15 protein-coding genes are annotated in these 19,340 nt (G+C 70.7%); 8 read left to right on the plus strand and 7 right to left on the minus strand.

What is annotated here, in order from left to right:
- The first annotated feature begins 2 nt into the window (after positions 1–2).
- Positions 3–1,163 (plus strand): ROK family transcriptional regulator, encoded by a 1,161-nt coding sequence (locus ACFWY5_RS20360; protein ID WP_379609024.1) that lies wholly within the window; start codon positions 3–5, stop codon positions 1,161–1,163.
- On the opposite strand, the gene ACFWY5_RS20365 is transcribed toward ACFWY5_RS20360, so the two are convergent.
- On the minus strand, positions 1,160–1,915 hold the full coding sequence (locus ACFWY5_RS20365) for a helical backbone metal receptor (protein WP_379633751.1): 756 nt from the start codon (positions 1,913–1,915) through the stop codon (positions 1,160–1,162). The genes ACFWY5_RS20360 and ACFWY5_RS20365 overlap by 4 nt on opposite strands.
- A 140-nt stretch (positions 1,916–2,055) precedes the next feature.
- Between ACFWY5_RS20365 and ACFWY5_RS20370 the strand changes: the two genes are divergently transcribed.
- A complete protein-coding gene (locus tag ACFWY5_RS20370; protein WP_379609023.1) occupies positions 2,056–2,847 on the plus strand; it encodes an SAM-dependent methyltransferase in 792 nt (263 codons plus the stop codon).
- Positions 2,848–2,850: 3 nt separating this feature from the next.
- Here ACFWY5_RS20370 and tpx read toward each other — a convergent pair whose 3' ends face one another.
- From tpx to ACFWY5_RS20395, 5 genes are all read right to left on the minus strand, one after another.
- Positions 2,851–3,351 carry a thiol peroxidase gene (gene tpx / locus ACFWY5_RS20375; RefSeq protein WP_379633574.1) on the minus strand — a complete coding sequence of 167 codons (501 nt, stop codon included), beginning with the start codon at positions 3,349–3,351 and terminating at the stop codon, positions 2,851–2,853.
- A gap of 36 nt (positions 3,352–3,387) precedes the next feature.
- Positions 3,388–5,121, minus strand: coding sequence for a pyruvate dehydrogenase (locus ACFWY5_RS20380; protein WP_379609021.1), 1,734 nt, complete (start codon positions 5,119–5,121; stop codon positions 3,388–3,390).
- 30 nt (positions 5,122–5,151) lie between these two features.
- Positions 5,152–8,331 (minus strand): fused isobutyryl-CoA mutase/GTPase IcmF, encoded by a 3,180-nt coding sequence (icmF, locus tag ACFWY5_RS20385; RefSeq protein ID WP_379633576.1) that lies wholly within the window; start codon positions 8,329–8,331, stop codon positions 5,152–5,154.
- An 86-nt stretch (positions 8,332–8,417) separates the two neighbouring features.
- Positions 8,418–9,260 carry a CHAP domain-containing protein gene (locus ACFWY5_RS20390; protein WP_379633753.1) on the minus strand — a complete coding sequence of 281 codons (843 nt, stop codon included), beginning with the start codon at positions 9,258–9,260 and terminating at the stop codon, positions 8,418–8,420.
- A gap of 124 nt (positions 9,261–9,384) precedes the next feature.
- Complete coding sequence (locus ACFWY5_RS20395) at positions 9,385–10,155, minus strand: PP2C family protein-serine/threonine phosphatase (RefSeq protein ID WP_379609019.1); 771 nt, start codon at positions 10,153–10,155, stop codon at positions 9,385–9,387.
- A 76-nt stretch (positions 10,156–10,231) separates the two neighbouring features.
- On the opposite strand from ACFWY5_RS20395, the gene ACFWY5_RS20400 reads away from it, so the two are divergent.
- The 3 genes from ACFWY5_RS20400 to ACFWY5_RS20410 all read left to right on the plus strand — a co-directional run bounded on the left by ACFWY5_RS20400 (position 10,232) and on the right by ACFWY5_RS20410 (position 14,618).
- Positions 10,232–11,986, plus strand: a complete 1,755-nt coding sequence (locus ACFWY5_RS20400) for a class I SAM-dependent DNA methyltransferase (protein ID WP_379609017.1) — start codon at positions 10,232–10,234, stop codon at positions 11,984–11,986.
- 45 nt (positions 11,987–12,031) lie between these two features.
- Positions 12,032–12,928 carry a serine/threonine-protein kinase gene (locus ACFWY5_RS20405; protein WP_379609016.1) on the plus strand — a complete coding sequence of 299 codons (897 nt, stop codon included), beginning with the start codon at positions 12,032–12,034 and terminating at the stop codon, positions 12,926–12,928.
- 361 nt (positions 12,929–13,289) lie between these two features.
- Entirely contained in the window at positions 13,290–14,618 is a 1,329-nt protein-coding gene (locus tag ACFWY5_RS20410) for an MFS transporter (protein ID WP_379633578.1), read from the plus strand.
- 76 nt (positions 14,619–14,694) lie between these two features.
- Here ACFWY5_RS20410 and ACFWY5_RS20415 read toward each other — a convergent pair whose 3' ends face one another.
- Positions 14,695–15,360 carry a response regulator gene (locus ACFWY5_RS20415; RefSeq protein ID WP_379609013.1) on the minus strand — a complete coding sequence of 222 codons (666 nt, stop codon included), beginning with the start codon at positions 15,358–15,360 and terminating at the stop codon, positions 14,695–14,697.
- A gap of 456 nt (positions 15,361–15,816) precedes the next feature.
- Here ACFWY5_RS20415 and ACFWY5_RS20420 point away from each other — a divergent pair, with 456 nt between their 5' ends.
- Genes ACFWY5_RS20420 through ACFWY5_RS20430 form a run of 3 tightly spaced genes read left to right on the plus strand, consistent with a single transcriptional unit; the run spans position 15,817 to position 19,327 of the window.
- Positions 15,817–16,050 carry a hypothetical protein gene (locus tag ACFWY5_RS20420; RefSeq protein WP_379609011.1) on the plus strand — a complete coding sequence of 78 codons (234 nt, stop codon included), beginning with the start codon at positions 15,817–15,819 and terminating at the stop codon, positions 16,048–16,050.
- Positions 16,047–16,796, plus strand: a complete 750-nt coding sequence (locus ACFWY5_RS20425) for an ABC transporter ATP-binding protein (RefSeq protein WP_379609010.1) — start codon at positions 16,047–16,049, stop codon at positions 16,794–16,796. Before ACFWY5_RS20420 ends, ACFWY5_RS20425 begins: the two co-directional genes overlap by 4 nt.
- A complete protein-coding gene (locus tag ACFWY5_RS20430; RefSeq protein WP_379633580.1) occupies positions 16,793–19,327 on the plus strand; it encodes an FtsX-like permease family protein in 2,535 nt (844 codons plus the stop codon). The genes ACFWY5_RS20425 and ACFWY5_RS20430 overlap by 4 nt, the downstream gene beginning before the upstream one ends.
- The last annotated feature ends 13 nt before the right edge of the window (positions 19,328–19,340 follow it).

Consider the following 19,340-nt stretch of genomic DNA (forward strand, 5'->3'; position numbering starts at 1 on the left):
CCATGCTCACGGCAGGGCAGGTGCTCCAGCTCATCAGGAACGGCTCCTGCCGCACGCGCAAGGAACTCATCGAGTTCACCGGCCTGTCCCGCTCGACGATCACCGACCGGGTCGACCGGCTCATCGAGGCCGGATACATCCACGAGTCCGGCGTCGCCATCTCCGGCGGCGGGCGCCCGCCGTCGGTGCTCGACATCGACTCCACCAACCGGTTCGCGCTCGTCGCCGACCTCGGCGCCGGCCACGCCCGCGTGGCGCTGACCGACCTCGCCGCCCGCCCACTGGCCGAGGAACACACCGAGATCCGCATCGAGCTCGGCCCCGAACCCGTCCTGACCTGGGTGCGCCAGGCCTTCCAGCGCCTGCTCGACCGGACCGGGCACTCCCGCGACCGGGTCTGCGGCATCGGCGTCGACCTGCCCGGCTCCGTCGACCACGCCTCGGGCCGGGCCGTCAGGTCGTTCCTGATGCCCGGCTGGGACGAGTACCCGATCGCCCAGGCCATCGGCGCCGGCTTCGACGTGCCGATCCTGGTGGAGAACGACGCCAAGGCGATGGCGCTCGGCGAGTGGTGGACCCACTGGCGCGAGACGCCCTCCCTCCTGCTCATCAAGGTCTCCACCGGGATCGGGGCGGGCATCGTCATCGACGGCCAGATCTACCGGGGCGTGGAGGCGGCCGCGGGCAACCTCGGCCACGTACGGCTGCGCGACAGCGACGACCGGGTCTGCACCTGCGGCTCACGCGGCTGCGTCGCCTCGCTGGCCAGCGGCCACGCGCTCGCCGTCGACCTCGGGCAGGCCTCCAGCCGCGACGTCGTCCGGCTGGTGCAGGCCGGTGACCCCACGGCCATCGCGCGGGCCCAGGAGGCCGGCCGTACGCTGGGGATCGTGCTGGCCACCGCGGTGAGCCTGCTCAACCCGGGAGTCCTGGTGCTGGCCGGTGACATGGCCGAGACCCGGGAGCACTACCTGACGGGTATCAGGGAGAGCGTCTACCGGCGGAGCCTGCCGTACACGACCCGCAATCTCGACATCGTGACCAGCGCACTCGGCGGGCGCGCCGGCATCGTGGGCACGGCGGTCATCGTGACGGAGCACGTCCTGTCCCCCGACGCCGTGGACGCCGCGCTGGAGGGGCCCCCGCTGGCCGATCGCGCCTAGGTACGGCCCAGCGCCTGGCCCAGCAGGGCGGGGGCGACGGCCAGCGACGGCCCGTACCACGTGAGCAGGCGCCCGCTCACCAGCGCGCACGGCAGCCCGGGAAAGGCCTCGGGGCCGTCGCCGGCGGAGAAGGCGTAGGGCTCGTCGGGCAGCACGACCAGGTCGGGGGCGGCGGCGACCAGGTCGGGCAGCGGGATCTTGGGATAGCGCTCGGCGTGCCCCTCGTAGAGGTTGTCGACGCCGAGCCGCCGCAGCACGTCACCGGTGAAGGTGCCGCTGCCCACGACCATCCACGGCCGCCGCCAGATCGGTACGACGGCGCTCGCGCGTACGGCGGGCTCCGGCTGGTCCCAGGCCGCCCGCGCCGCGGCCAGCCAGGGCGGCGCCGTGGTACGGCAGGCCAGCTCGAACATCCTGGCCAGCGAGGTGAACGCCTCCTCCACCGTCCTGATCACCGTCACCCAGACCGGGATTCCGGCCTCCCGCAGCGCCAGGATGTCCGGCTCGCGGTTCTCCTCGAAGTTGGCGAGGACCACGTCGGGCCGCAACCGCATGATGGCGTCGAGGTCGGGGTTCTTGGTGCCGCGCACGCGGGTCACGTCCAGGTCCGCGGGGTGCGAGCACCAGTCGGTCGCGCCGACCAGCGACTCGGGCACGGTGGCGGCGACCGACTCGGTCAGCGAGGGGACCAGCGAGACGATCCGCTTCACCTGGTCCGGCACCGCCGAAGGGGCGCCGGTGTCGTCGCTCAGCACACGGCCCAGTATCGCGCACCGCGTCCTATAGCACGGTGATCCCCTCCCGGACGTTATGGCCGATCTCGCGCCACGTCACGGGTTGAATACGTAGGATCGCAGCAAAGGCCGACTATTCGTGATCGGGGGATCACCGGTTGGACCAGAGGAGTTCGAGGGGCTTCGATCCGAACAAGCCCAACGCCGCCCGGCTGTACGACTATTACCTGGGCGGCAAGGACAACTTCCCGGCCGATCGGGCGGCGGCGGAGAAGATCTTACGGGTGGCGCCCGAGCTGAGGGCCGCCGCCCGCGCCAACCGCGCCTTCCTGGGACGTGCGGTGAGACACCTGTCGGGGCAGGGGATCACGCAGTTCCTGGACATCGGCACCGGCCTGCCCACGCAGGGCAACGTGCACGAGGTCGCGCCGCCCGGCGCACGGGTGGCGTACGTGGACAACGACCCGGTCGTGCTCGTTCACGCCAGGGCGCTGCTGGCCCTCGACAGCGACACCTCCGTGGTCCACGGCGACCTGCGCCATCCCGAGGAGATCCTCAAGGACGGCGAGCTCGGCATCGACTTCGACCGCCCGGTCGGCATCCTGCTCGTGGCGGTGCTGCACTTCGTCGCCCGTTCGGAGGACCCGGGCCGGATCATCGCGACGCTCAGGGACGCGATGGCGCCCGGCAGCTACCTCGTCCTGTCCCACGGCACCAGCGACGCCCGCGCGGCGGCGGTGACCAAGGGCACCGAGGTCTACCAGAACTCCGCCAGCCCGCTGACGCTGCGCAGCAGGGACGAGATCGCGGCGTTGTTCGACGGCTTCGCGATGGAGGAGCCGGGTGTCGTCTGGCTGCCGGAATGGCGTCCCGACGACACCGACATGATCGACTTCCCCGGCCAACCGGAGAAGTCGCTCATCCTCTGCGGAATCGGCCGGAAGACCTGACCCTTACTTGAGTGCCTTGAGCGCGCCCTCGTAGTCGGGCTCCTGCACGATCTCCGGGACCAGCTCGGAGTAGACGACCTTGTTCTCGCCGTCGAGCACGACGACCGCGCGGGCCGCGAGACCGGCCAGCGGGCCGCTCTCCTGCGCCACGCCGTAGTCGGACAGGAACTTCCTGCCGCGCATCAGCGAGAGCGTCACCACCTTGTCCAGCCCCTCGGCGCCGCAGAAGCGGCCCTGCGCGAACGGCAGGTCGGCCGAGACGCACAGGACGACGGCGCCGGGGTGGTCGCCGGCCACCTCGTTGAAGCGCCGCACCGACGCCGCGCAGACCCCGGTGTCGATGCTCGGGAAGATGTTGAGGACCTTGTACTTGTCGCCGTAGTCGGCCAGCGAGACGTCGGACAGGTCCTTGGCCACCAGCGTGAAGCCGGGCGCGCTGTCACCGGGCCGCGGGAACGTGCCGCCGACCGTGACCGGGTTGCCCTTGAACGTGATCTCGGACATGAAAACCTCCAGTTAGCTGTGCTCCCCAGCAGGCGATCATATGCCCTTCACATTCCGGAGGTTCGACCTGGCCATGTCCACCATCTTGCCGACCCCGCCGGACAGGACGATCTTCCCGGCGGCCAGCGCGAACCCCTTCATCTGCTCGGCCGAGACCTTCGGCGGGATCGACAGCGCGTCCGGGTCGGTGATCAGGTCCACGAGGTAGGGGCCGTCGGCGTCGAACGCCTTCGTCAGCGCCTCGCGGATCTCCCCCGGCCTGGTCACGGTGACCGACGGGATGCCGACGGCCGCCGCCACCGCCGCGTAGGACACCTGCTCGTGGTCGGTGCCGAAGTCGGGCAGGCCGTCCACGAGCATCTCCAGCTTCACCATGCCGAGCGAGGAGTTGTTGAACACCACCGTTTTCACCGGCAGGTTGTGCAGCTTGACCGTGATCAGCTCGCCGAGCAGCATGGCCAGCCCGCCGTCGCCGGACATGGAGACGACCTGGCGGCCGCGGTCGGCGAACGCGGCGCCGATGGCGTGCGGCAGCGCGTTGGCCATCGAGCCGTGCTTGAAGGAGCCGATCACCCGCCGCCGGCCGTTCGGGGTGAGGTAGCGGGCCGCCCAGACGTTGCACATGCCGGTGTCCACGGTGAAGACCGCGTCGTCTGCGGCCACCTCGTCCAGGATGCTCGCCGCGTACTCGGGGTGGATGGGCGCCCTGTCCTTGATGTCGCGGGTATAGGCCTCGACCACGTGCTCCAGCTTCTTGCAGTGCTCGCGCAGCATCTTGCCGAGGAAGCGCCGGTCGCTCTTCTGCTCCACTTTCGGCAGTACGGCCCGCAGCGTCGTGGCCACGTCGCCGTGCACGGCCAGGTCCAGCGGCGTCCGCCGGCCGAACACCGCCGGGTCGGCGTCGATCTGCACGGTCTTCGTGCCCGGCAGGAAGTCGGTGTAGGGGAAGTCGGTGCCGACGAGCACCACCAGGTCGGCCTCGCTCATCGCCTCGTAGCAGGCGCCGTATCCGAGCAGGCCGCTCATGCCGACGTCGAACGGGTTGTCGTACTGGATCCACTCCTTGCCGCGCAGGGCGTGGCCGACGGGCGCGTTCAGGCGCGCGGCCAGCGACATGACCTCGTCGTGGGCGCCGCGCACGCCCGCGCCGCAGAACAGCGTGACCTTCCCGGCCGCGTTGAGCGCGCCGGCCAGCTGGGCGACCTGGTCGGCCGGCGGGTGCACGACGCCGCGCCGCACCAGCATGTCGTGCCGCCCGACCGGGGCCGCCGCCTTCTGGTGGGCCACGTCGCCGGGCAGGACGACGACGCCGACGCCGCCGAGCCCGATCGCGTGCTGGATCGCGCTGCGCAGCACCTTCGGCATCTGGGCCGGCCAGTTGATCGCCTCGCAGTAGACGCTGCACTCGGTGAACAGCCGCTCCGGGTGGGTCTCCTGGAAGTAGCCGGTGCCGATGTGCGTGCTCGGGATGTGCGAGGCCAGCGCGAGCACGGGCGCGCCGCTGCGCTGGGCGTCGTACAGGCCCTGGATCAGGTGGGTGTTGCCGGGACCGCAGCTGCCGGCGCACACCGCCAGCCGCCCGGTCACCTGGGCCTCGGCGGCGGCGGCGAACGCCCCGGCCTCCTCGTTGCGCACGTGTGCCCACTCGATGGAGCCGGAGCGCCTGATCGCGTCCACGATGGGGTTGAGGCTGTCGCCCACGACCCCGTAGACCCGTTCCACGCCGGCCTGAATCAAGACCTGTACAAACTGCTCAGCAAGGGTCGTCATGCCCCGAACCATGACCGAGTTGGGGACGACCTAAACGTTGCGCCTGTACTGCCCGCCCGCCTCGAACAGCGCGTCGGTGATCTGGCCCAGCGAGCACACCCGGGCCGCCTCCATCAGCGCCGCGAAGGCGTTGCCGTCCGACATCGCCGCCTCACGCAACCTCGCCAGGGCCGCCGGGGCCTCGGCGCGGTTGCGCTCGTGAAAGGCGTGCAGCCGGTCGAGCTGCGAGCGCTTCTCCTCCTCGGTGCCGCGGGCGAGCTCCAGCTTCTTGTGCGGCTCCCCGCCGTCGTCGCCGTTGCGGAAGGTGTTGACGCCGATGATCGGCAGCGAGCCGTCGTGCTTGCGGGTCTCGTAGAGCATCGACTCGTCCTGGATCTTGCCGCGCTGGTAGCCGGTCTCCATCGCGCCCAGCACGCCGCCGCGGTCGGACAGCCGCTCGAACTCCCGCAGCACCGCCTCCTCGACCAGGTCGGTGAGCTCGTCGATGATGAACGCGCCCTGCACCGGGTTCTCGTTGCGGGCCAGGCCCCACTCGCGGTTGATGATCAGCTGGATGGCCATCGCGCGGCGCACCGACTCGGCCGACGGCGTGGTGACCGCCTCGTCGTAGGCGTTGGTGTGCAGGCTGTTGCAGTTGTCGTAGATGGCGATCAGGGCCTGCAGCGTGGTGCGGATGTCGTTGAAGTTCATCTCCTGGGCGTGCAGGGACCGGCCCGAGGTCTGGACGTGGTACTTGAGCTTCTGGGAGCGCTCGCCCGCGCCGTACCTCTCCCTCATCGCCACCGCCCAGATGCGGCGGGCCACGCGCCCGAGCACCGAGTACTCGGGGTCCATCCCGTTGGAGAAGAAGAACGACAGGTTCGGCGCGAAGTCGTCCACGTTCATCCCGCGCGCCAGGTACGCCTCGACGTAGGTGAACCCGTTGGCCAGGGTGAAGGCGAGCTGGCTGATCGGGTTCGCCCCGGCCTCGGCGATGTGGTAGCCGGAGATGGAGACGGAGTAGAAGTTCCGCACCCGGTTCTGGATGAACCACTCCTGGATGTCGGCCATCATCCGCAGCGAGAACTCCGTGGAGAAGATGCAGGTGTTCTGGCCCTGGTCCTCCTTGAGGATGTCCGCCTGTACGGTCCCCCGCACCTTGGCCAGGGTCGCGGCTCTGACCGCGTCCGGGTCCGCGTCGGGATCGCGCTCCAGGGCCCGGTCCATGGCGGCGTTGAGGAAGAAGGCCAGGATGGTCGGGGCGGGGCCGTTGATGGTCATGGAGACGGAGGTGTTCGGGGCGGCCAGGTCGAAGCCGTCGTAGAGCACCTTCATGTCGTCCAGGGTCGCGATGGACACGCCGCTGGTGCCGACCTTGCCGTAGATGTCCGGGCGCAGGTCGGGGTCGTGGCCGTACAGGGTCACCGAGTCGAACGCCGTGGACAGGCGGGTGGCCGGCTGGCCCTCCGACAGCAGCTTGAAGCGCCGGTTGGTGCGGAACGGGTCGCCCTCTCCGGCGAACATCCGGGTCGGGTCCTCGTCGTCGCGCTTGAACGGGAAGACGCCCGCGGTGAACGGGAAGCGGCCGGGCAGGTTCTCGCTCCTGAGGAAGCGCAGCAGCTCGGCGTGGTCCTCGAAGCGCGGCAGGGCCACGCGGGGGATCCGGTTGCCCGACAGGGTCTCGCGCCAGAGCGGCGTGTGCAGTTCCTTGTCGCGGACCTTCACCACGAGCTCGTCGGCCTGGTACGCCTCCTTGGTGGCGGGCCAGTCGTCGAGCAGGGCGCGGGACTCGGCCGACAGGTCGGACTCGGCCCGGCCGAGCAGCTCGTCCAGGCGTGAGGCGTCCTCTCCCAGCATGTCGCGGACGGCGGCGAGCTGCTGGCGGCGGCGGGCCACGTCCATCTGGGCCAGGGTCTCGGCGTGGTAGGCGCGCACGCCCTCGGCGATCTCGGCCAGGTAGCGCACCCGCGCGGGCGGGACGATCGCCGCCGACACCTGCGAGGTGCGGCCCTGGACCCTGGCCAGCAGCCCCGGTCCGGCCTGCAGCCCCTTCTCCGCCAGCAGCTCCTTGACGTGCTGGTAGAGGGCGGTGACGCCGGCGTCGTTGTAGCGGGCGGCGATGGTGCCGAAGACGGGCATGTCCTCCGGCTTGGCGCCGAAGGCCTCACGGTTGCGCACGATCTGGCGGCGTACGTCGCGCAGTGCGTCCTCGGCACCGCGCCGCTCGTACTTGTTGATGGCCACGGCCTCGGCGAAGTCGAGCATGTCGATCTTCTCCAGCTGGGAGGCCGCGCCGAACTCGGGCGTCATCACGTAGATGGGCACGTCGACGTGGGGGACGATGCCGGCGTCGCCCTGGCCGATGCCCGGCGTCTCCACGATCACCAGGTCGTAGCCGGCCGCCCGGCAGGCGGCGACCACGTCGTCCAGGTGCTCGGGGACCTCGGCGACCGCGCCGCGGGTGGCCAGGGAGCGGAAGAAGGTCTGGGCGCCCAGGCTGTTCATCCTGATGCGGTCGCCGAGCAGGGCGCCGCCGCCGCGCCTGCGGGTCGGGTCGATCGCGATGACGGCGATGCGCAGCTTGTCGTCGTTGTCCACGCGCAGGCGGCGGACCAGCTCGTCGGTCAGCGAGGACTTGCCGGAGCCGCCGGTGCCGGTGATGCCGAGCACCGGGGCGTGCCGCTGGGCGCCGCGGATGCCGGCGAGGAGTTCCTCCGCGGCGCGGCCCGACTCGATCAGCGTGATCGCCCTGGCGAGGGCGGCCTGGTCGCCGGAGAGCACGGCCTCGGCCGAGGGGGCGCCGCCGAGCTCGACGTCGCACTCCTCGATCAGCTTGTTGATCATGCCGGGCAGGCCGAGCCGCTGGCCGTCCTCGGGCGAGAAGATGCGGGTGACGCCGCGGGAGTGGAGCAGGTCGATCTCGTCCTGGACGATGACGCCGCCGCCTCCGCCGTACACCTTGACGTGTCCGGCGCCGCGCTCGCGCAGCAGCTCGACGAGATAGGAGAAGTACTCGACGTGGCCGCCCTGGTAGGAGCTGATGGCGACGCCCTGGACGTCCTCCTGGATGGCGGCGGTGACGACCTCGTCCACCGAGCGGTTGTGGCCGAGGTGGATCACTTCCGCGCCCTGGGTCTGCAGGATGCGGCGCATGATGTTGATCGCGGCGTCGTGGCCGTCGAACAACGCCGCCGCGGTCACGAATCGGACAGGGTGGGCCGGAACGTGCACGCCAGATCACTCCTTCGTGAGGGGCCTCACCTACAAACTACTAGGACGTCCTACTAAATGCCCAGCGTCGCAGGTGACCGCCCCTCTCAGAGGCGTTCGTACGGCCTGCGGCCCCGCGTTCTGACATGGGTGCGATGGATCGGCGGCGGCCCTTCGTGGAAGCGGTTGGGCGCGCGTTCGCGCACCGGAGGTTCCACTGGTTCCGGTGGGGGCTCCGGGGTTGGCGCGTTCCATGGGACGAGATCGCGAAGGACCCTGCGGTGCGTGCCACGGCTACGGCCGGCCAGGCGGAAGCTGACCACGACGGTGGTCAGCACGATGAAGGCGAGCAGGGCCTGCGGGGTGCCGAGGAGGTCCAGCGGGGAATCGTTCGTCTGGGTCTCGGTGTAGGTCTTGAGCTCGGGGGCGTAGGCGGTGGGCTGCTCGGTGGGCTTGAGCGTGCCGGCCAGCATCTTCTCCTTGACCACGCGGGGCAGGCCGTAGCCGACGACTTTCTCCTGGTCACGAAATTTCCGCTTTAACCAGACTTTGTCGACATTCGCCTCGATGGTGCGGATCTTGGTGCCGTCGACCTTCTCCACGATGCCCACGTGGTCGACGCCCTTGTAGCTCTTGCCGCCGCTCCAGTCGTAGAAGACCAGGGCGCCGGGCTCGGGCGTACGCGACCAGGCGCCCTGCTTGATGAACCAGGCGGCGTGCGAGGGCGTCCAGGCGAACTGGCCGACGTACTCGCCGACGCCCGCCTTCTCCGCGGCCCACGCGATGAACATGTCGCACCACGGCGCGTTCTTGTACTGGGGATCCTGGAGGCGATCCGCGTACCACTCGCCGAACTTGGTGTGCTGCCCGCCCTTTTCCCGGTATCCGAGCTCCGGGCGGACCTTTTCCAGAAGATCTTCAGCGATCGGGTCCAGGACGACTCCTCCCAGATAACCGGCAGATCACGATGGACTGTAGTAGCGCCTTCGTGATCGCGTGCCGTACATCCGGAAGATAGTCACTGGGGTGGCAAAATGTGGCTTTTGTGACGCGGGTGACTAGCTACTACGCGGCTTAGGAACCAGCCCCGACGCGGAAGACCTTCGCGTCGCCCTCACCCGGCGACACGACGTCCGCCACGATGACGGTGACGTTGTCCGGCGAGCCGCCCTGGTTGGCAAGATCGATCAACCTCTGGACGGCGACGGCCGGGTCGGCCACAGTGGTCAGAATCTCGTGCAGGATCTCGGGCCCCAGGACCCCGGTCAGCCCGTCGGAGCAGAGGAGGTAACGATCTCCAGGATCGGCCTCGCGCAGCGACATGTCCGGCTCCGCCCTGCCCTCGCTGCCCAGCACGCGCAGCACCATCGACCGGCGCGGATGCACCGCCGCCTGGTCCTCGGTAATCCGCCCTTCGTCCACCATGGACTGCACAAGTGTGTGATCCTTGGTGATCTGGTAGAGAGCACCGTCGCGAAGCAGGTACCCACGGGAGTCACCCAGATGAGCCAGCGCGAAGCGGTAGCCGTCCCACAACGTGGCGGTGACCGTGGTGCCCATCCCCCGGCGCGCGGGGTCGATGTCGGCCAGCTCGACCAGCCGGCGCGCCGCCTCGTGCACGGCGCCTTCCAGCGCGGCCTCCAAGTCGGCGCCCGCCTCGGGAAGCGACGCATCCAGCTCGCGCATGACGGCGATCGCGGCCGAGCTCGCCAGCTCTCCCGCCGCGTGCCCGCCCATGCCGTCCGCCACGACGAGCAGGCGGGCGCTCGCGAAGCCCGCGTCCTCGTTCTGCTCTCTGCGGCGGCCCACGTCTGATCCCGCGGCATAGCGGATGTTGTGCTTCATACCCTGCAGTAAATCATTGGTTGAAAGACTTCACAAGCAGATGCGCTGAAGACTCTTGTGAACTACTGTGGGCGTCATGAGCCACGACCCCACCGTCAACGCCGGGGACATCGCCCGGCTCGCCGGTGTCGGGCGTGCCGCGGTCAGCAACTGGCGCCGCCGCCACGACGACTTCCCCCAGCCGGTCGGCGGAACCGCCAACCAGCCGTTGTTCCTGCTGCGCCAGGTCGAGGCCTGGCTGCTGCGCTATGGGAAGTCCTACCAGGTATCACTGGCCGACCGGGTGTGGCAACGCCTGAAAGCCGCCGGAGATTTGCGGCTCGGCGAGCTCGTCGCCGAGGCCGGCGCGCTGCTGACCGGCGGCGAGAGCGTGCCGGACCCGGAACTGGCCGCGATGATCACCGAGCTGGCCGGCGAGGAGGGCGCCGCGGCGGCCTACGACTTCCTCTGCGAGCGCTACCTGGAAGCCCACTCCCGCCAGTTGTCCGTCACCCGCGAGGAAGTGGCCGCGCTGATGGTACGGCTGGCCGTACCGGAGGGCGGGACCGTTCTCGACCCGGCCTGCGGCGTCGGCACCCTCCTCCTGGCCGCCGCCGGCGCCGTCCCCGGGCCGCGCTACCTCGGCCAGGACCTCAGCGCCTCCTCCGCCCGCATCGCCGCCGCCCGGCTGCGGCTCGGCGGCCACGAGGCCGAGATCGTCGCCGGCGACTCCATGCGCCGCGACGGCTTCGCCGGCGCCAAGGTCGACGCCGTCGTCTGCGACCCGCCCTTCAACGAGCGCGCCTGGGGCTACGAGGAGCTCACCGGCGACCCCCGCTGGGAGCACGGCCTGCCGCCGCGCGGCGAGTCAGAACTGGCATGGGTACAACACTGCCTCACCCACGTCCGGCCCGGGGGCACGGTCGCGATCCTCATGCCGCCCGCCGCCGCCAGCCGCAAGCCCGGCCGCCGCATCCGGGCCAACCTCCTGCGCGCCGGCGCCCTGCGCGCGGTGATCGCGCTGCCGGGCTCCGACCTGTGGCTGCTGCGCCGTCCCACGCAGGGCGAGCGCCCGCCGTCCGACGTGCTGATCGTGGACGCCACCGACGACCTGTCCGCCGTCGAGCCCGCCTGGCGCGCGCACCTGGAGGACCGTTCCGAGCAGACGGTACGCATCATCGACCTGCTCGCCGACGAGGTCGACATGACCCCGGCCCGGCATCGCCGCCTGGAGGATCTGGGCAGGGCGTTCACCGAGGCCCGGGACAGGTTCCTGGCGGCCTCCGCCGTACCGCCGGATCTGAAGGTTCTCGACCAGCCGCTGGAGCGGCCCGTCACCACGGTCGGCGACCTCATCAAGGAAGGGCTGGTCGCGGTGCTGCAGGCACCGCCGCGCATGGCCGCCGACGGCGGCGAGCTGCCCGTGCTGACCGCCGACGACGTGGCGCAGGGCTCGCCGCCGTCCGGCCGCACCACGCCGTCCACCGGTCTGGTCCCGGTACTGCCCGGCGACGTCGTGGCCTCCTACTCCAGCGTCCGCGTCATCGGCGAGCCCGACGGCGTGCTCGGCCCGCACCTCACCCTCTACCGCGTCGACCCGCGCCGCCTCGACGCCGACTTCCTCGCCGGTTTCCTGCGCGGCGCGGGCGGCCGCGCCACGACCGGTTCCAGCCGCTTCGACGCCCGCCGCACGCGCCTGCCCCGGGTGTCCATGGAGGAGCAGCGCGAGTACGGCGCCGCCTTCCGCCAACTGGCCGATCTCGAAGACGCGCTGCGCGAGGCCAGCGCGCTGGGCCAGTCCTTGATCCGTCTCGGCCTCGACGGCTTGATCGACGGGCATCTGCACCCGTAGTCCTGACGGTGTAGTTTTTTCCCGAAAGGCTGCGGGGAGGGGCGAATGGTCATCGGCGACCGCTATGAGCTCGACGACCTCCCGCTCGGGCAGGGCGGCATGGGCGCGGTCTACTCCGGGCACGATCGCCACCTCGACCGCAGGGTCGCCGTGAAGCTCCTGCACATGCGCGGATTCAGCGCCGACGACGAGGAACTGGAGCGGCGCTTCATCCGCGAGGCCCGCATCCTCGCCCGCCTGGAACACCCCGGAGCCCCCGTCCTGTACGACTTCGGCACGCACGAACAACGACTGTTCCAGGTCATGCAGTTCATCGAGGGCGTCACCGTGGCCGACGTCGTCAGCGAGCACGGGCCGTTGCCGGTGCCATGGGCCTGCGCCATCGCCGCCCAGGCCGCCGCCGTCCTGTCCGCCGCGCACGCGCTGACGATCTGCCACCGCGACCTCAAACCCACCAACCTCATGCTCTGCCCGGACGGGAGCGTCAAAGTCCTCGACTTCGGGCTCGCCATGCTCCGCGAAACCGACCTCGGCCAGTTCACCCGCATCGGCCAGATCCTCGGCACACCCGCGTACATGGCGCCCGAGCAGATCCAGCGCGGCCTCGCCGACCCGCGCAGCGACCTGTACTCCTTGGGCTGCGTCCTGCACGAGATGCTGACCGGCAGCCAGCTGTTCACCGGCCCCACCGACTACGTGGTCTTCGAACAGCAGGTGAAAGAGTCGCCGCCGGACATCCCCGGCCTGCCTCCCGAACTGGCCGCGATCCTGGCCGCCCTGCTGGAGAAGAAGCCCGAATCCCGCCCCGCCGACGCCGCCACCCTGTACCGCCGCCTCGACCCCCTGGCCCAGGGCCTGCCGATGCTCCCCGGCTTCCTCGCCCCCGACCCCAGTCCTGGCCGCATGTACGCCCGAATCGTAGGCCGAGCCCTAACCCCCTAAACCACCCCGCCCTCCCTCTCGCGGTCCCCGGCGCCCGCCCTCGTGGCCCGCCCGCTACCGACTGCTCCCCTGGCCCTCTCGCCCACGCCGACCCTCAGCCCTGGCACCCCTCCCGCTCCCCTGCTCGCGGCAAACCCCTGGCGACCTCTCCTCCCTCAACCCTTTGCTGCTTGGTGGTGCGCTCCCCCTCTCGGCCGCTCTCCCCTCCGGCCCCGGCCGTCTCCTCCCCTGGTTCCCGGTATCCCTGTGGTGCTAGGTCTCCATGGGCTCTGGGCGGTGGGGAGCGCAGGTGGCCGATGAGTTTTTGTCAGTCCCGAGGTCAATAGTGGTGCCCATCACATTCCCCGAGGAGACTCTCACCATGACCGAGCCCGTAGCCGGACAGGGTGCGCCCTGGCTGCGCGGACCGCTCCGCCCGTTCCAGCACGGCCAGTACCGACTGCTGACAGGCTCTCTCACCGCGTCCATGCTGGGCGAGGGCCTGTGGCTGATGGCCATGGTCTGGCAGGTGATCGCCCTCGACGGCAAGGCGGGCGAGCTCTCCATCGTCTCCACCGGCGCCGCGGTCGGCATGGTGGCCACGGTGCTGCTCGGCGGTGTGATCGCCGACCGGGTCCCGCAGCGCCGCGTACTCCTGACCACCGAGCTCGTCCTCGCCGCCTCCGCCACGGCGATCGCCGCCCTGGCCCTGACCGGCATGATCGAGATCTGGCACCTGGCCGTGGTCGCCTTCGTACGCGGCATAGGCAGCGGCTTCTACTACCCGGCCTACTCCGCGATGCTCCCCTCCATCGTCCCCGCCGACCACCTGCTGGCCGCCAACGGCGTCGAGGGCGTCCTGCGCCCGGTCGTCATGCAGGCGGCCGGCCCGGCGATCGCGAGCTTCCTGGTGGCCGCCCAGTCCCCGGCCACCGCCCTGGCGGTAGGCGCCGGTACGCAGGTCGTGGCCACGATCTTCCTGGTCTTCATGCGCCCGGTCCCGCTGCGCAGAGACCAGAGCGAGGGAGACACCAGCCACCCCATCAGATCCATGGCCAAAGACCTGCGCGACGGCTTCGTCTACATGCTGAAGACCCCGTGGCTCCTGGCCACCCTGCTCTTCGCCTCGCTGATGATCCTGGTGACGATGGGCCCGATGGAGGTGCTCATCCCGTTCGCGGTGAAGGACGGCGCGGGCGGCGGCCCGAAGGAACACGCCATCGTCATGGCCGCCTTCGGCATCAGCGGCGCCCTGGCCTCCTTGGTGATGGCCAGCCGCAAACTCCCCAAGCGCTACCTGACCGCCATGAACCTCATGTGGGGCCTGGCCTGCCTCCCCTTCATCCTTATCGGCGTGGCCTCCAACATCTGGCTGATCGTCCTGGCCGCGTTCATCCTGGGCGCCCTGTTCAGCGCGCCGATGGTCATCTGGGGTACGTTGCTGCAGCGCCGCGTACCCCCGGAACTCCTGGGCCGTGTCTCCAGCCTCGACTTCTTCGTCTCCCTGGTCTTCATGCCCGTCTCCATGGCCATGGCCGGCCCGGTAAGCGTGGCCATCGGCCTGACCCCGACGTTCATCATCGCCGGCATCCTGCCGCTCCCGATCGCCATCATCGCCATCCTGCTGGCCCGCATGCCCGCCGACGAACTAGCCCACCCCCTGGACCACGAACCAACCCCAGAACCCAACCCCCAACCCACCAACCCATAACCCACCCACCGATCCCCCAGCCCTGCCCAAGGCCCGTCTTCGGCGCTCGGGGCTTGTACGGAAAGGGGTGGGGTTGTTATCTGGTTGGGTTTGGGTCGGGGGGTGTGTTGTCCAGGTAGGCGAGTACTGCTGCCACCCGCCGGTCCACGCGGTCGGTCTGGGCCAGGTCGAGTTTGGCGAAGATGTTGCGGATGTGCTTGTGTACCGCGCCTTCCGAGATCACCAGCTTCTCGGCGATGGCCATGTTGCCCAGGCCTTGGGCCATGTGGGAGAGGACTTCGCGTTCGCGGGTGGTGAGCTGGTCGAGGGGGTCGCGGCGGCGGGCGAAGAGCTGGGCGACCACGTCGGGGTCGATCGCGGTGCCGCCGTCGCCGACCCTGGTCAGCGCGTCCAGGAACTCCTCGACCTTGCCGACCCGCTCCTTGAGCAGGTACCCGATGCCGCGGGTGCCGACGGACAGCAGGTCGGTGGCGAACGCCTGCTCCACATACGCGGACAGCACCAGAACACCCAGTTCCGGATGCAGGCGCTTGGCCTCCACTGCCGCCTTGATGCCCTCGTCGGTGTGGGTGGGCGGCATGCGGACGTCCACGACGGCCACGTCCGGGCGGTGTTCCTCGACGGCGGCCAGGAAGCCCTCCGGCTCCCCCGCGGCGGCCGCCACCTCGATGCCTTCGCCGGTCAGCAGCAGGACCAAGCCCTCACGCAGCAGGGCGTCGTCCTCGGCGATCACGACTCGCACGGCAGTTCCACCTCGATCATGGTCGGCCCTCCGTCGGGGCTGGTCAGGGTCATCGTTCCGTCGTGCGCCTCAACTCAGCGGCGGATCCCGGCCAGACCGCTTCCGGCCTCGTCACGGGCGCCGCCTTTCCAGCGTCGTGTACCAGTATGCGCAGCGTGGGGTCCCGCACGCGCTCGGGCCCCGAGTTCGCCGACGGCCAACCGGCAGCGGCACATCCGGCCGCGGTCCGCGTGCGGCCGGGTCGTGACCGGGCCCGCCGGGTTGGGACCGGGCGGGCGGGTCGTGGCCGGGTTCTCTGGGTCGTGATCGGGGTTGGTCGGCGTCGGCTGGGCGTTCTGTGTAGCCTGCGGTCGGGCTGGTCGGGGATCGGACGAAGCTTCTTACCGCCTGCACTACCGCGACGTGGGTAGCTCGCGGGATTCCCGCAGCTCAGGGTGCTTTCTAGGGTTTCTTCTCATGAACGATCCCTACCGCATCAGCCCGAAGAGCGCTCCCGGCAAGCGGAGCCCCGTGGGCAGAACCGCCACCCGTGCCGTCCTCTGGCTCGTCCTGACGGTGAGCGCGGTGGTGAACGTGATCGCCAACAACATCCTCAATGGAACCGCGGCGATCGGCATCGTCGCCGGGCTCGTCGCCGTCGCGTGCATCGCCGGGCTCATCGTCAGCCACGTCTCGGGGCGGAAGGCATGAGCCACGTCGTCACCCTCACCTCGGTCACGAAGAAGTACGGCGAGCTCGTGGCACTCGACAACGTTTCGCTCGGCTTTCCGCAGGGCCGGTTCGTGGCCGTGATGGGCCCGTCGGGCTCGGGCAAGAGCACGCTGATCCAGTGCGCCGCCGCCCTCGACCAGCCCACCTCGGGCTCGGTCACGATCGGTGGCGTCGACGTCGGCTCATTGAACGAGACCAAGCGCACCATCCTGCGCCGCGAGCACATCGGCTTCGTCTTCCAATCCTACAACCTGCTGCCCGCGATCACCGTCGAGGAGAACCTGACGTTGTCGCTGCGGCTGGCGGGCAAGCGGCCCGATCGTGCCTGGATCGGCGAGTTGGTGGAGCGGGTGGGGCTGCAGGATCGGTTGCGTCACCGGCCGGCGGAGCTGTCCGGCGGGCAGCAGCAGCGGGCGGCGATCGTTCGGGCGCTGGCCGGGCGGCCGGACGTGGTCTTCGCCGACGAGCCCACGGGCGCGCTCGACCTGCGCAGCGCCGCCCAGGTGCTGGACCTGTTGCGCGGTCTGGTGGACGACCTCGGGCAGACCGTCGTCATGGTCACCCACGATCCGGCCGCCGCCGCTCGCGCGCACGACGCGCTCGTGATGGCGGACGGGAAGGTGGTCGACGTCCTGGCCGAGCCGTCGGCGGAGGACCTGGCCGCGCGGCTCACCCAGCTTGCCCGGGGCGGGCTCGCCGTACACGCTGTGGGGGGTGCGCTGTGATCAGGACCGCGCTCGCGATGTCGGGGCTCGGCGGGCTGGTCGTGGCCTTTTTCGCGGTGTTCGGCGGCATGGCGCTGATCACCGGGACCGGCGTGATCATCGAGTCTGGGCTGCGTTCGAACATCTCCGGTCAGCGCCTTGTCCACGCCGACGTGCTGGTCTCGGCCCCGCAGAGCCTCGCGCAGGAGGGCGATCTGTCCGTCGCGCTGCCCGAGCGTGCCGTGGTGCCGTCCGAGCTGGCCGGTGAACTGGCCCACCTCGACGGCGTCGCCTCGGCCACGGGCGACGTGAGCTTCCCCGCCACAGCCCTGGGCGACCTCAAGCGCTACGCGCCGTCTCCGGGCTACGGGAAGGGCGACGCCAAAAGCGAGGTGGAGGGTGGCGCCGCATCGGCGGGCCATGCCGTGGCGGGCACTGGGCATGGGTGGGCTTCTGCGGCTCTGGCCGGGGGGAAGCTGGTCAGTGGCCGGGCGCCGCGGATCAATAACGAGGTCGTGGTGCCCAAGACGCTGGCCGTACGGCAGGGCGCGAGCATCGAGGTCGTGGCAGGCGGCAGGCGGGGCGCGTACCGGGTCACCGGTGTGGTCGACGGGCCCGGTCTGTATTTCGCCGACCGTACCGCCGCCGAGCTGGCCGGGCGGACGAGCGGACCCCGCGCGGGCACCGTCGACCTGGTCGCGCTGCGCGCCGCACCGGGCACCGACCCAGCGACCCTGGCCGAGGCCGTACAACGCAAGGTGGGTGAACGCTACGAGGTCCGCACAGGACCGGGCAAGGGCGACGCCGAGTCCCCCGGTACGGCCGCCGCCCGCGGCATGCTCATAGCCCTGCCCAGCTCGATCAGCGGCATCAGCCTGCTCATCGTCGGCTTCGTCGTGGGCGGCGGCATCTCGTTGTCGATCACCCGCCAGCGCCGCGACCTGGCCCTGCTGCGCGCGGCCGGCGCGACCCCGCGCCAGGTGCGCAAGCTGGTCGCCGTCCAGGGCATGACCGCGGCCGTGGCGGCCCTGCTGCCCGGCGCCGCCGCCGGCTACTACCTGGCCGCCCACTTCGGCGACCTGCTGATCCACCTGGGCCTGCTGCCCCGAGAGCTCCCGCTGACCTACAGCCCGATCCCGGCCGCCGCCGCAGCGCTGGTCCTGCTCGGCGTGGTACGGGTGTCAGCCTGGGCGGCATCGATCTCGGCATCCAAGATGCCCGCTGTGGCAGCGGTCCGCGATGCGCAGAGCGAGCCACGCCGGCCAAGCGCCGTACGCTTCAACAGCGGCCTGCTGATCATCCTGGCCGCCATGGGCCTGTCGACGATGCCGTTGTTCCTGCGCGGTGAGGTCGCGATCCTCGGCCCGAGCCTGGGCGGCCTGCTGTCGGTGATCGGCCTGGCGCTGGCGGGTCCGAAGCTGGTGCAGAAGGCCACCGGCCTGCTGGTCCGGGTGCTGCCCGCCCGTGTGTCCCCGCCGCTCTGGCTCGCGGTGTCCAACACCCACGGCTACGCACTCAGGACGGCCGGCGCGGTCGCCGCGCTCGGCATGGTCATCACGCTGGGCACCAGCAACGCGCTGACCCACACCACCGTCATGCGGGCGACGGCCGACGAGACCGCCCGTACGCTCAGGGCCGACGCCGTCATCACCGCGCCCGCCTATGGCGGCATCCCGCGCGACCTGCTCGGCGAGGTACGGGCCGTGCCCGGCGTGACCTCGGCCGTCACCGCCTCGACCACGACCGTCATCGGACGCGGCCTCGCCCTGGGCGACGGCGCCGAGTCGGCGACGGCGCGTTCCGCGATGGTCCTCGGCCCGGAGGCGCGCGGCCTGGTCGACCTGGGCGTCACGAAGGGCAGCCTGGCCGATCTCAAGGGTGCGTCGATCGCGATCGACGAGCGTTCCGGCGCGGTGGGCGAGCATCGCGACCTCGTGCTGGGCGACGGCGCCAAGGTCAGGGCCCGCGTCGTGGCCACCTACAGCCGGGCTCTCGGCCTCGGCCCGATCGTGCTCGGGCGCGACCTGGTCGCCGGGCACACCACCACGGATCTCGACTCGACCGTCTTCGTGCGCACGGCCGACCCATCGGCGCTGAACAAGCTGAACGAGCGCTGGCCCGCGCTCAGCGTCGCCTCCGCCGCCACCTCGCCGCAGGCGGGCGAGACCTCCGCGCAGTTGTGGATCAACATCGCGGTGCTGGCCGTTCTGCTCGGGTACGTGCTGGTCTCGGTCGCCAACCGGCTGGTCGCCACCACCGCGGCCCGGGGTACGGAGCTGACCGCGATCAGGCGGCTCGGCGCGACGCCCGGCCAGATCCGCTCGATGATCCGCTGGGAGGCGCTGCTGATCGCGCTCACGGCGTCGGCGGCCGGCCTGCTGATGAGCGCGGTGCCGCTGATGTTCCTGAGCATCGGCTTCCTCGGCCGCCCTTGGCCGGCCGGCCCGCTCTGGCTGGCGCCCGCGGCGGTGGCGGTGGTGTGCGCGGTGGTCGGTCTGGCGTACGACCTGCCCGCCCGCCGGCTGGTACGACGGAGCGAGCGGGTGGCGTGAAAGCGCTCCCAAC

The sequence above is a fragment of the Nonomuraea sp. NPDC059007 genome (assembly GCF_042740555.1).
Lineage (GTDB): Bacteria > Actinomycetota > Actinomycetes > Streptosporangiales > Streptosporangiaceae > Nonomuraea.

Bases quoted from the DNA above. Each gene is read 5' to 3' on its own strand.
- ACFWY5_RS20410 (WP_379633578.1), top strand. From the start codon at position 13,290: ATGACCGAGCCCGTAGCCGGACAGGGTGCGCCCTGGCTGCGCGGACCG.
- tpx (WP_379633574.1), bottom strand. From the start codon at position 3,351: ATGTCCGAGATCACGTTCAAGGGCAACCCGGTCACGGTCGGCGGCACG.
- ACFWY5_RS20400 (WP_379609017.1), top strand. From the start codon at position 10,232: ATGAGCCACGACCCCACCGTCAACGCCGGGGACATCGCCCGGCTCGCC.
- ACFWY5_RS20360 (WP_379609024.1), top strand. From the start codon at position 3: ATGCTCACGGCAGGGCAGGTGCTCCAGCTCATCAGGAACGGCTCCTGC.
- ACFWY5_RS20405 (WP_379609016.1), top strand. From the start codon at position 12,032: ATGGTCATCGGCGACCGCTATGAGCTCGACGACCTCCCGCTCGGGCAG.
- ACFWY5_RS20420 (WP_379609011.1), top strand. From the start codon at position 15,817: ATGAACGATCCCTACCGCATCAGCCCGAAGAGCGCTCCCGGCAAGCGG.
- ACFWY5_RS20395 (WP_379609019.1), bottom strand. From the start codon at position 10,155: ATGAAGCACAACATCCGCTATGCCGCGGGATCAGACGTGGGCCGCCGC.
- ACFWY5_RS20380 (WP_379609021.1), bottom strand. From the start codon at position 5,121: ATGACGACCCTTGCTGAGCAGTTTGTACAGGTCTTGATTCAGGCCGGC.
- ACFWY5_RS20425 (WP_379609010.1), top strand. From the start codon at position 16,047: ATGAGCCACGTCGTCACCCTCACCTCGGTCACGAAGAAGTACGGCGAG.